Genomic DNA, 12593 nt, shown 5'->3' with positions numbered 1-12593 from the left:
TTCCTCATTTATTTCTGATATAGCTGCGATTCGATGTTATGTACGATCTCGCCAATCGTTTTACACTTGGCTAAATCAGAAAATTGAATCGAGGTATTGAATTCTTGAGAAAAATGTTTGGCTAAACGACTTAAATACGCTGACGTCAGACCGAGAGCCAAAATTTCAGTGTCGAGCAATACATCTGATAAATCATTTGATGTGTTTAACGAACTTTGCAAATGTTTGATAACATCTTGGGCAATCGAAGTTTGACCCTCAGCCAAGCTTACACCTATCGCATGGTGACTGGACTTTTGAGTATCTCCCTGTTGCTGATTTAATGATGAGTCTGATGGCATGACAGTTTGTTTCGATGAAGCTTTTGCATAGCTTTGATAAAGAAAATCTTGCGCAGTTTGCTTTAAGGTTTTGCGGTCGATTTTGCTATTACGGGTAATTGGAAATTGCGCTAAAGGCAGCCAACGAGATGGAATATGTGAATTCGGCACATAATCTTGTAAGAACTGACGTAGTTCAGATGGTCGTATCGCATTTAAACCAGCATCATGTTGATGTGTATCTCGAATCGTATAAATTGCCACCAATTCATTGCCTTCATAGATAGGATTGGAACAAACGGTGACCACGCAATCGCTGATCCGTGGATGTTTCAATATGGCATTTTCCACTTCTGATGCAGCAATTCGCACTCCACGAACTTTTAAATAACCTTCATCACGACCGGCAAAAATAATATTGCCATCTTCACGTAGATAACCTTTATCACTCATACGAAAGACACGATGCACTTCACCATTGGGTAGAGTAAGAAGCACAAAATCCTTCTGAGTGATCTTGCCATCGAGCAAATATCCATTGGCAAGATTAATGCCTGACATATAAAGCTGTCCTACTACTCCTGGTGGGCAGAATTCACCCCAAGGATTCAAAATGTAATAACGGTTATGCTTCATTTCCTTACCATAAGGAATCACATTAATATCTTCAGGAGTAATTTCATGCCAGATACTCCAAATGGTAGTTTCTGTAGGGCCACCAATCGAAATTAGACGAGCATTTGGTAAAATTTCACGTAACTTTTTTATCACGGAAGGTTTGACATAATCACCGCCTTGGTTAATCAAGCGAATGCTTTGTAATTGTTTTGGATCCGCAGAGGTCAATAACATGTCAGCCATCGCAGGTACGGTACACCAGATCGATACCTGATAACGTTCAATCAACTGCGCCCAAGCCACTGCACTTTTGGCTTCTTCCAAAGTTGGGACAACCAACGTACCGCCGACAGAAAGTGGCGCCATCAAATCAAAAATCGACATGTCATGGTGGAATGGTGTTGCTGCCAAATGAATGTCATTCTGATTGATACGCCAAAACTCGATAGTTTCTTGCAGCACATGTGCTGTGGCTCGATTATTCAGTACCACACATTTCGGCGTGCCTGTACTGCCTGAGGTATATAGATAATACGCGGGCGATGCATCATGACGATGTTGCCAGATGATTTCAGATTCAAATACCGATTCTGCACTGCCTGAGTATAATGATCCGTGTGTTGAACTTTTTAAAATTTGATCGATATTTAAAGTCAGTAAACCTTCAATTGGTGCAGTCGAAATCGCTAAGTCTGCACGACTGTTGGATATGATGTATTGCTGTCTGAATTGTGGAGAGTCCATATCTACAGGCAACCAAATAATACCCGACAAGGCACAAGCCAAAATGCTATAGATATGTTCTGGACTTTTGCGTAAGCAGATTGCGACGACTTGATTCTGACCAATTTGTGCCAAATCTAAAGCACGACGAACTTTAGCGACATTGGCACCGAGTTCAGCATAAGAAATGGATTGCCCTTCATAAATGAGCGCTGTTTTGTCTGGAATCTCTTCAAACAAATGACGCTGAATGTTGGCTAGATAATCCACTACCTCAATATGTTCATAATCATCTGTTACATCAGCATCATCGTCTAATATTACGACATTTGAGACACGTTTCGGTTGCTCTAATTCTGTTTTTATATAACTTAAATCATTGATTCTTTTTAACAAAGTATCCGCTATATTTTGAATCATGGTTGGGCTTAAAGCCTGTTCAATAAAATCAAGATCAATCACTAAATCTGAACTTTCAGAAAATGAAAGACGAATATCTAAAGCCAATTGCGGGGTTTGGGTTTGTCCTCCAACATAGCGCAGTAGCGACGACTTAGACGGTTTTACCCAAGACAAACCATTCGTCAAAGCCACAGGCAATACAATCGATTCTTGCAAGTTTTTTATCAGAAATTTAGAAAGCTCAATACCCGAATATGAGGTATGGGCCATGGACTCCAGAATTTGCTTTTGCGTTGCTTTAATCTGATCAACAAAGCTGATCTCATAATGGTATTGATAATCCAGCACAATAAAGGAAGAGCTATTTCCTACTTTTTTATGTAAAGCTGAATTAGAAACTGGCATTGAAATCAGCAGTTTCTGCTCTTCAGTCCATCGTGAAATCACCTCTAAAATGAGTGTGGTCAGTAATGCATTTGGAAAGACTTTATATTGTGCAGCAAGTTTAGAGAGCGCATCAAACTGTGCTTTTTCAATGACAACTGTTCGACGCGAATAAATCAGCTTAGAGATACTGTCTAAGCTATTCACCCAAGGTAACTGAGTGACTTCTTCGATTTGTACCAATTTCTCATGCCAGAATTGGCGATCTTTTTCCGAAGCTTCAAAAAAACTGCAGTCTGACTGACCGGAATCTTGATCTGCATTATTTGACAAAAGACTTAAGTCGTTATTGAGATTAAAGAGTTGATCTAAAAGGACTGAAATTGAATAACCATCTATAATCAAACCGTCAAAACTGGTCAGTACCACTGAAGATGTTTCAGCAGATTCTGGCAATTGAATCAATGCAATTTGCCAAGGTGATGTACTCAAATCATGAGAAAAATGGCGATATTCCTCTCGTAACATTTCCAATTTAATGGTCGCTTGTGTCAAATTAAAATGAGAGAAATCATAAATTTTCAGATGCTGCATCACATCAATATTGCTCTCAACCCGCTGAACCAGTTGTGTTTCATCAATGACAGTACGTAATGCAGGATATAACTCAATGAGTTGGGACATACGCTGTGCCAAAGTTTTAGCATCCATTTGTCCTTTAAACTCTCGAAAGTCATGCATTGAAGACTGACTCAGCGGGAACATTTTACTTTTTCCTAATAGATAGGCTTTTTGCATTGGGGTTAATGATTTTGGATTCATTGTTTATTTCCCCTCGATGACTTGCATAAACACTTCAGCAATACGCTGCGCAGTGTCGGGCAGTTTTTGTTCAATTAACTTGCAGATATTGGTTACATTACGCTGTGTGAAAATATCAACCACACTTATTTCGGCATTGATGAAATATTGATTCAAAGCTGCCACCAAATGCGTAGCTAATAAAGAATCACCTCCTTCATCAAAGAAGTCCAAATCACCATGGGTATGTTGCTCTGGCAAACCAATAATCTTCGCCATGATAAAAGTCACCACATGTTCAATCGCTGTGCTCTGTACTGGTTGCGACTCTGTGTTTTCTATTGACATATGTGTTGCAATAAAATGTTGAAGACTCTCAGCCGATAGATAGGCAGTAAAAGGCTGAAGATTATTCACCACATAGTTCTGCTCAGGTATTAAATACTGTGGTAAGACACGCTTATAAGCTGCGTTTAAATCTGAGGATGATAGCTGTTGATGAAGCCTTAAGACAGCCACGATGACAGATCTACCCTGTTTTTCAACTGCATATACTTTGACTTGTTGTACAAAAGGAATTTTTAAAATTTCTGCTTCAATGTTTTGTACCTCAATACATTGACCATTTTTTAAAACAAGCTGATGCGACTGCTCAAATAAGTGTAACTGTCCTTGATCATCAGTATAGGCTTGAATACCTATATCAACCCATTCGGATTGATCTGATGGAGACTTAGGATTGGAATTCAGATTACCAAGATTCAAGAATAATCGACCCAAGACCCAAGCTGGGCAATCCATCTCCAGAGCGTTTAAGATACGATATGGTGTATGAACATGCGCTTGCGGGAATTTTGCTAAGATCCGCTTAGTTAAAGGTGATTTGATTTGACCTTTTTGCTGTCTTTTCGACCAAATTAGCTGTGATGTGTGTTGAGATAATGTATTTAAAGTTTGTGCAAATGCAGGACTGCCCATAGTCAATATATGCTGTATCAACTGAATATAATGATCGAACATAGCTTGAATGACATTCGGTTTAAACGCATGGGTACGAATATCCCAGTTGATGGCTAAGCCCTGGTTGAAATAGGCAAGCTGTACGTCCAAGTCAACTTTTGGACCTTGGGAAATACACCATATAGGTCGGCCTAATGTACTTTGCAATTGTTTCGAGAATATTTCGCCTTCATCTAAAGCAGATGTAAATACAATCGGAGAAGTTTCTGGCTGTTGGCGATGTTTTGATAAGTCACGCAGTACATGAATCCCTCCATAACGGTAGTGCTCATAAATTTGCTCGACATCGCGTTCAATCCGTTTGGCAGTATCCAGTAAACTTTCATGACCATTGAACTTTACACTTAACAAACTGATCTGCGTGAAATCACCCACCACCTGATTAATATTTTGCGAATCAGACTCACGAATAAAGGCCGGTAAGTTCAAACGAAACTCAGGTGTAGATGACCAATTTGCAACACTTAAGGCAAATAGAGTCAAACATACACTGCGTAAAGAAACCCCCTGCATTTGTGCCAAACTTTGTAATTGGGAACGTTCATCCGTATTAAAAATATGAATTAAACGTTCAAAATGATGTTGATTTACTCTTAGGCCTTCAGCGACCATAGGTAACTGTGGTGCAGGTGAAATTACATCTAATTGTGACTGCCACCATTGTTGATCTTGCTGAATTTGAGCTTTCAAATCCAGATCATCTCGACGCTGGTTTAAGTAGTTGAAATAGTCAACACCATCCAAGTTTAAATCTGCACGTTTTTCACCTAGATACAAAGCAGTTAAGTCATTTATGACAATCAAAAAGCTTTGTGGATCAATTGCAGCCATGTCCAAATCAAAGTGTAAAATATGACGTTTTTCTGGCAAAAGACTTAACTGCACATCCAGCACATGCCCTTGTGCTATGTTTAATTGTTGATGGCTTAAACACTCACGTTTTACTTTTAAATGTGTCTGAATGTTTTCAGAATTCAATTGAGTCAGATCTTCAATATGAATCTGATGATGCTTAATCGACTGAATACTTTGCTGCCCTTCACGGATGGAAACACTTAGCATGGGATGACGCTGTATTAACTGCTCAAAGGCAAATTGCAATTGAGGAATATCTAAATCTTTTCCCTCAAATTCCATATATAGATGTGCCGATATACCTTCGGTCTCACGCCCTGCCCAATAGGCATATTGCATATCTGATAATGGCACTGCATTTGTAGGTAACTGTTGCACCCAATTTGATAATCTCGGGGTCTTTTTCGTTGCTCCCTCTAAGTCTGAATCTACTGTGCTCAGCTGTGTATTCTGAATTAATCGATGCCAATCCTTTACTGTTGGTGACATTGCAAAATCGGCATAAGACAATGAGGTGTTGTATTTATTCTCAAAATGATCAACCAACTGCATAATCGCCAATGAATGCAAACCATGTTCAATCAGATTGTCATTAGGCTCAATCTGATTACCATCTACTTGAAGGATATGATAAATCTGCGCGGTAATCTCTTGCTGTAATTGCATTAACATTCTTCCTCTACTGACCTAAAGTGGCGCCACCATCAATCACCAGATCATGCATAGTAATGTGTGAAGCTTGATCGCTAATTAGGAACATCACGGCGTTGGCAATATCTTCGGTCAGTGCTATCTTTTTTAAAGGAATACCCACTTTGTACTGCGTTAAACTGCCATGAATCGTTTGCTGTTTACCTGATTCATCTTTCCAAAGTTGATGGAGCATAGGCGTTGCAGTTGAACCAGGTGAAACAATATTGACACGTACGCCATATTCAGCCAGTTCTAAACCAACCGTTTTACTAAAACTGCTGAGCGCGGCTTTTGATGCGCCATAAGCCGCCATATTGATTCGTGACGCATGTGCTGAATTGGACGACACCATGACAATACTGCCTGCACGTTTGACACGAAAATGCGGACTTAAATGTTTTAAGAAATAAAATGGTGCAAACGTATTTACTTCAAAAGTTTGTTGCCAAGCTTCAATCGACAAAATGTCGTGACGACCCAAATGCAAAATGCCTGCTGCATTGATGAAATAATCTGGCACTGAAGTTTTGAGTAGTTTTTGACAAAGATTTGAAATTTGTGATGAATTACGTACATCACACTGGTAAACCTCATAACGATCGTTCTCGACGATGTTATTGGTGTAAAGATCAAAACCCACCACATAAATATTTTGAGCAATCAGTTGTTGCATAATTTCTGCACCTATACCCTGATTGACCCCAGTCACCCATGCAATTTTCCGAGTATCAGCGTGGCGCGATGCCTGTGCTTGTATCATGATGATTCCTTATCCAAATGATGATTCATTTTGAAATTTATGAAGCAATCACACTTTGAGCATCTTCAACGACACCTAAATTGCGGTTTACGTATTGCAAAGCAAACAAATGATCTTTCAAACTAAAGTCAGCAACTGAATCTCCCACTACAAAAGGTTGTATACCGTTCATAAATGCATCAGCAGCAGTTTGAAGCACACCAATATGAGCATATACACCACAAATAATCAGCTGATCTTTTTCTTTTTCTTTCATGGTCTTGTGAAGATCAGAACGATAAAATGCACTATAACGCCATTTAGTTAACACCTGATCTTGTAGCGTTGGTGATAATTTTTTGACAATTTCAGCTTGTTCAGGATAAGCTGTTAAACCAGGTCCCCACATATCATTCAGCAAGGCACGATCTTCATCTTTTTGCTCTGCAGGTTGTGCGGTATAAAACACAGGAATATGATTTTCCTTACACCATGTTTTCAATCGAACAATATTGTTGATCACATCCTGTATCAATAAAGAATCTTCACCATAAAAATTAATAAAATAATCCTGCATATCGTGAATCAGTAAGGCTGTGCGTTTTTTTTCAATTTTCCATTTCACTTTAGCAGCGGGATAATCTTGTTTGAACGGAAGCGGATAACTTTGGATCTTTGGAATTGCCATAGTGATATCTCTATATCATGTGTCAGTTATAAGGTTTGTCTTTAAGAGTTAATCTGCCGGTATAAGCTAAGCTATGAACCTGTGTTAGACATCATCAAGTTTCACAAGTTGCATTCAAGGTTTTGAGTAAGGTTTGCATTTTCGCTTCTGTTTCGTTCCACTCAAGTTCGGCCTCTGAACCTTTAACAATCCCTGCACCTGCGTATAATCGAAGATGACTTTGTGTCAAAAGTCCGCAACGAATGGTCACCACCCATTCCCCGTTACCATTCGCATCCATCCAGCCAACCAGACCAGCAAAATAATGTCGGTCATAACCTTCATGTTTTAAAATAAAGTCTTTGGCTAACTGAGTTGGAGCACCGCAAATTGCAGGGGTTGGATGAAGAGATAAAGCCAGTTCTAGCGCATTAGTCTTCTTTGATTTCAATTGACCTTCAAATACCGTAGACAAATGCATCATCGTTGTGGTTTTTAAAATCTCAGGTTTTTCTGAAATGTTTAAATGCTGACAAAATGGTTTTAAGTGTTTGCATACGCTATCGACAACGACTTGATGCTCGTAGAGATCTTTTGATGATGCACAAAGATCATGGATTCTTACTTGATTGATGTGTTCATCATCACTCAAAGGACGTGAACCCGCTAAAGGATTGCTTCTTACCACCTGATCTTGTTTAAAAATCAGCAGTTCAGGACTTGCTCCCAAAAGATATGCATTATCCTCAACCGGAATTACAAAACTAAATGCTTGCGCATTTTTTTGCGCCAGAGTTTGAACTAAAATATAGGGATTTTGTGGATGTTTGAGCTCAAAATCGACTGCCTGAGACAACACAATTTTTTCTAGATTATTTTTCTCAAATTGTTGTAAAGCTTCATCTATGTTCTTTGCAAAATGTTCTCTTGCAACCAGTCGTTGCTGGCTACTCAAAGTCAATGAATGACATTTCTGATGTTTTATAAAATGTTTGACAGACTCAGTATTTTGTTTCTTATGTTGACTATAAATATTGAGTGTAGACGGCTGTGTTGTATCAAATGGAATCGCACCCACTAAGACTGGATTTTTCGCTTTATCCTCAGATAACCGAGTAAATATATCTTCGATAGTCGTTAAGAGTTTTTCCTGATTTTCTGCGGCCAATCGAACTGTTTCGATAAGTTCAGATGTATAAATTTGATAATTTTTTGTTAAAAAACAAGATGATTTGCAGTTTTGTATAGGTTCAAACGCATAATTAATTGATAAACTCATATCATTCATAAAGCCTCCTTTGCTCTAACACGTATGTAGTTTTAGTTGAACTATCACTAAAATTTTCTACACGAATCGGCTTGGCACAAATGATATTAATAATCATTATTATTTAAAACCAAGAATCCGATATTTTTTATATAGTTATGGGAAAGATTTTGATTTTAAAAGAATTATCTTAAAGTTTAGCAATGTAAGTTTTGCTTAATTTTAGAATATGGGATTTCAGTCTAATGGTTAAAAAACTTATTTTTTCTATATATATAAATAGTTTGATGATTCACTTATGATAAAAAAGGCTTTTAAAACAACAAAATGCTATTGACTTTTATGATGACTGAAATGAAAATGATTCTTGTTTGTATTTAACATGGACTTTTAAAATGTCTATTTATATTGATTCACACAAAGCAGTACTAAAACAAGTTGGTGATATATTTTTAGATATGTGTTCATCTCTTCCTAATCACCATCTGAATCAATTTAATCCTTCAGATGGTGATGGTTACAGTGAAATTTATGATTTTGGAAAACTCTGTGTTGGTAAAGGTAAATATTGCATTGATCATCCATTACAAATGAGTGCTGAAACGACCACTAACTCTTACGGAATCACGCTTCTTCTTTCAGGCACACATCATATTAAAAATCATTATAGTAATCATGAATATCAAATTCGTTCGCCCATGATTATTTTGAGAAAAGGAAATCTAGGTTTACAGACCATCTACCTCCAAGAACACAAAAAAATGGCTTTAATTACACTAGATTTTAGTGAAACTTTCCTAGAAATTATGCAAGCCAATTTTCAGCATCATGAAATAGCAAAATTTTTCTTAACAGATTCTAATCCTGCACTTAAAACTATCAATATTCCAAATAAACATATACTCCATCAGGCACATTATTTATTAAATCTTCCCCCTGCACAGTCATCTATCGATTTATTACATTTAGAAGGTGCAGCTTTAGAACTAATGAGCATGCTATTAGATGAACATAGTAAGTCAAATCAAATTCCTGCTCCCATTCATAAAAGCATAGCAATTTTAGAATCAGAATTTGAACAAAAAATTACGATTCGAACTTTAGCTAAGTGGGTTGGTATAAACGAATGTGATTTAAAACGCCTTTTTAAAAAATATACAGGAAAGACAATTGGTCATTATTTATTAGAAATTCGGATGAAACATGCTCAAATCTTATTAAAAGAAGGTGTTTCAGTAGAAAATGTAGCCAATCAGATTGGTTACAGTAGCGCACAGTACTTTAAGCAAATTTTTGAAAGGCATTTTGGTTATAGTTGTTAGCTAACTTCCTTATTTTGGAAAGTGCTTGTACATACATCTGTGTGATTCATATACATCATTTCAATGCAAACAGCGCCTATAAATTGTAAATTAATGCACTCTTTCTGGCAGCTTCTTTAACGGATAAGAAATTATTCTCCACCGCATTCTGCGCCACCTGCCCACTTTGTACTGTAGTTGCGACATCACCCGTTGTAGCGCCCAATGCTGTGCCTGCCAAACCGACAATAGAACTGATCGTAGATTTCTGCTCTGCTGTAAGGTCTTTGGCTTCTTTTCCATACAGGAAACTCGATAATAATGGTGCCGCTGCCTCTGCTCCTCCTGCTGAAAGTCCCGTAGTCAACGCATTATTTCCACCAGCCACGGCAACTGCTGCACCAAGTACCGTATGCGCTAGAATATGTGCCGCTTCTTGACCACTCGTCAGTTGCCCATTTGGATTATTATTCGCTTGTTTTTTAAAATATTGTCCTATTTCATAACTGGCTGCTGGGCTGAGTGTCGCAGTTGCTATTCCTAGACCTGAACTTGTCGGAGCGGATAAGCCTGAGGCCACTGTATCGATCAGCAGGCCTAAGTTTTTGTAATTTTCCCGTTTGGCTTGATAGGGATGCATTGTCCATTATTTTGGCTAGGATCAGGCTGTACGGTAGATTTGAGTGTAGGCTTCTTCATCTAGAAATTATATTGCTGAAGAAGCCTTTAAGAACAGATTTGTGTAATAAAGCCTATATGTCTTAATCTTTCATAGATTCCATGATTCCTTAACCTTTAATACAAATTCTTTTGCATCACCCGAACCAAATAATGTTTCATCTTTATTCCATGATAATAAAAAATTAAATGACTCATCAAATATATAGAAATTAAAGTTATATGAATCCTCTAAAACAATTACCAAATCACTTAAAAGTTTGAACTTTAATATTTTATTAGAAAACTCTAAATCAAATAAGAAATATACATTTTTTATATTCGGTAATTGATTTAAAAATAGCTCTCTATGTCCAGCAGCATTCGGCAAATGCACTCCTATTGAATTTTCTTTATTTAAGAATTGCCAAAGAGGAATTTCAAGAGGTTTTTCCATAGATAATTTATTTGAAAAAAACTTATCAAATACTCTCCGAAAAATATGCTTGCTTTCTTCTTGTGATAGTGTATAAAAATGAATATCATTTTTTTCAGTTACTTCAATAAAATCATCTATAAAGAAAGTCATATTATTCAACACCTAATTAATCCTTTGATTTTGATCTATTTACGTTAACATTATCCAAGAAAATATGGCCGACCGTATTTTTCTTACCTGGAGTCTGCCACCCTACATGTGGAGCACCTGGAGTTCCGCTAGAAGTATGACCCAAATCTACACTAACTTCCGTACCTCTATTACTGCCTGATAATACCCTGTATTCAGCAGGAAAACTTTTACCATTTTGATCTACGGCCCATTTTGTAACAGTAAATTCATTTTTAGGTACTCCTGTTCCAATACCGACCGTAACTTGGCCTTCTATGTTTTGTTGTGTGCTGTTGTAGGTAGCTGTGTTTTGTAGGCTTTCGATATTCAACGCTTTGGCATCGACTTGTACGCCTTTGCCTTGCACCTGTCCACCAATGATATTTGTGGTGTTACCACCTTGAATACTAGTCTGTCTGTCTTTTTTTAATTAGTACTCTAATAATTTTTATTGGTACTAAATTACTTTTAACATTCCTATAAGTTAATAAAATCATTAAAATATAAGAAACCCTAATAGTCTATACCTATGAACGAAAAAGCAATTAGCCAATATTTAAGTTTTATTCTAAGACACAAACCAGAAGAAATTGATCTGATATTAGATCGTGAAGGTTGGGCAAATATTGAAGAATTAATTTCAAAGTCACAACCAATTAAAAATGTGACTTTAGACGAAGAAATTATTAAAAACATTGTGATTAATAGCGATAAAAACCGCTTCCAAATTTCTGATGATGGTAAATTTATTCGCGCTGTACAAGGCCATTCAACTGTAAGTGTCGACATCACACTTAAAAAGCTTGTGCCACCAATTTCTCTTTATCATGGTACGGCCCAAAGGTTTGTAGAGTCCATTAAAGAACAAGGTCTAATCTCTAAAGAGCGTCAATATGTCCATCTAACAGAAAGCAAAGACACTGCCCTATCTGTGGGAACACGTTATGGCAAACCACATATTTTAGTGATTCGTGCTTTAGAAATGCATAAGATTGGATTCGAATTTTTCCAAGCTGAAAATGAAGTCTGGTTAGTTAAACATGTACCAGTAGAGTTTATTTCTTTTCAGTAGAATGAAAATTTTGCTTCCACTCATAGGTGGAAGCCTTATTCAATAATTAAAAAAGTTAAAATCAGATAAGATAAATTATCTCAATCATATTAATACAATAATTAGATTTCACTAATGATGAATTTTAACCATTCATCAAAATTCTTTTTCTCATAATGATTTTCTCTATTTCCAAGGTCGTACACTAGAACTTTAGGATTACCACTGTAATCTGTTGCATCAAAACAAGCTGCCCAATCACTATCTCTGGCAAATACAATTAAATTTTTACGCCCTGTAAGGCTAAAATAAATCTCCATAATTTCATCCAAAGGTTCCACAGCATCATGAAACCACCAAGAGAAGTATGGTATAGAATGTAAAGGTTTCAAGTTTTTAGATAATTCCAAATATTTTACAGGATAGTTAAAATACTGTGGCAGTTCATCTTCACTAAATGGTTTGAAAGTATTTTGAAACATAAC

General features: G+C 37.0%; 9 protein-coding genes and 3 pseudogenes. 2 read left to right on the top strand and 10 right to left on the bottom strand.

Annotated elements, in window-relative coordinates:
* Positions 1 to 8: 8 nt before the first annotated feature.
* The 5 genes from KCV09_RS16425 to KCV09_RS00810 form a co-directional block, all read right to left on the bottom strand.
* Positions 9 to 3269 carry a non-ribosomal peptide synthetase gene (locus tag KCV09_RS16425; RefSeq protein WP_212515390.1) on the bottom strand — a complete coding sequence of 1087 codons (3261 nt, stop codon included), beginning with the start codon at positions 3267 to 3269 and terminating at the stop codon, positions 9 to 11.
* A 3-nt stretch (positions 3270 to 3272) separates the two neighbouring features.
* Positions 3273 to 5789, bottom strand: coding sequence for a condensation domain-containing protein (locus tag KCV09_RS00825; RefSeq protein ID WP_212515389.1), 2517 nt, complete (start codon positions 5787 to 5789; stop codon positions 3273 to 3275).
* 13 nt (positions 5790 to 5802) lie between these two features.
* Positions 5803 to 6576 carry a 2,3-dihydro-2,3-dihydroxybenzoate dehydrogenase gene (dhbA, locus tag KCV09_RS00820; protein ID WP_151815826.1) on the bottom strand — a complete coding sequence of 258 codons (774 nt, stop codon included), beginning with the start codon at positions 6574 to 6576 and terminating at the stop codon, positions 5803 to 5805.
* Between the two features lie 37 nt (positions 6577 to 6613).
* Positions 6614 to 7243, bottom strand: coding sequence for an isochorismatase family protein (locus KCV09_RS00815; RefSeq protein ID WP_076032882.1), 630 nt, complete (start codon positions 7241 to 7243; stop codon positions 6614 to 6616).
* A gap of 94 nt (positions 7244 to 7337) precedes the next feature.
* Complete coding sequence (locus KCV09_RS00810) at positions 7338 to 8510, bottom strand: isochorismate synthase (protein WP_212515388.1); 1173 nt, start codon at positions 8508 to 8510, stop codon at positions 7338 to 7340.
* Positions 8511 to 8884: 374 nt separating this feature from the next.
* Between KCV09_RS00810 and KCV09_RS00805 the strand changes: the two genes are divergently transcribed.
* The gene (locus tag KCV09_RS00805) at positions 8885 to 9811 is read left to right on the top strand and encodes a helix-turn-helix domain-containing protein (protein WP_212515387.1); all 927 of its coding nucleotides are present in this window, start codon (positions 8885 to 8887) and stop codon (positions 9809 to 9811) included.
* Between the two features lie 94 nt (positions 9812 to 9905).
* On the opposite strand, the pseudogene KCV09_RS00800 reads toward KCV09_RS00805, so the two are convergent.
* The 4 genes and pseudogenes from KCV09_RS00800 to KCV09_RS16445 all read right to left on the bottom strand — a co-directional run.
* Positions 9906 to 10415 (bottom strand): annotated as a pseudogene (locus KCV09_RS00800) (VENN motif pre-toxin domain-containing protein); the annotation flags it as partial.
* A gap of 144 nt (positions 10416 to 10559) precedes the next feature.
* Positions 10560 to 11048: a DUF6756 family protein gene (locus KCV09_RS00795; protein WP_119025098.1), complete on the bottom strand. Its 489-nt coding sequence runs from the start codon at positions 11046 to 11048 to the stop codon at positions 10560 to 10562.
* Between the two features lie 4 nt (positions 11049 to 11052).
* A pseudogene (locus KCV09_RS16450) lies at positions 11053 to 11244 on the bottom strand (polymorphic toxin type 47 domain-containing protein); the annotation flags it as partial.
* Between the two features lie 54 nt (positions 11245 to 11298).
* Positions 11299 to 11481 (bottom strand): annotated as a pseudogene (locus KCV09_RS16445) (hemagglutinin repeat-containing protein); the annotation flags it as partial.
* Positions 11482 to 11586: 105 nt separating this feature from the next.
* Here KCV09_RS16445 and KCV09_RS00785 point away from each other — a divergent pair.
* Positions 11587 to 12129, top strand: a complete 543-nt coding sequence (locus tag KCV09_RS00785) for an RNA 2'-phosphotransferase (RefSeq protein WP_212515386.1) — start codon at positions 11587 to 11589, stop codon at positions 12127 to 12129.
* Positions 12130 to 12230: 101 nt separating this feature from the next.
* Here the strand turns inward: KCV09_RS00785 and KCV09_RS00780 are convergent, their stop codons facing one another.
* Complete coding sequence (locus KCV09_RS00780; RefSeq protein WP_212515385.1) at positions 12231 to 12590, bottom strand: hypothetical protein; 360 nt, start codon at positions 12588 to 12590, stop codon at positions 12231 to 12233.
* Positions 12591 to 12593: the final 3 nt, after the last annotated feature.

It is taken from the genome of Acinetobacter soli (assembly GCF_018139125.1).
GTDB lineage: Bacteria > Pseudomonadota > Gammaproteobacteria > Pseudomonadales > Moraxellaceae > Acinetobacter > Acinetobacter soli.
This window is presented reverse-complemented; position numbering and strand designations above follow the sequence as displayed.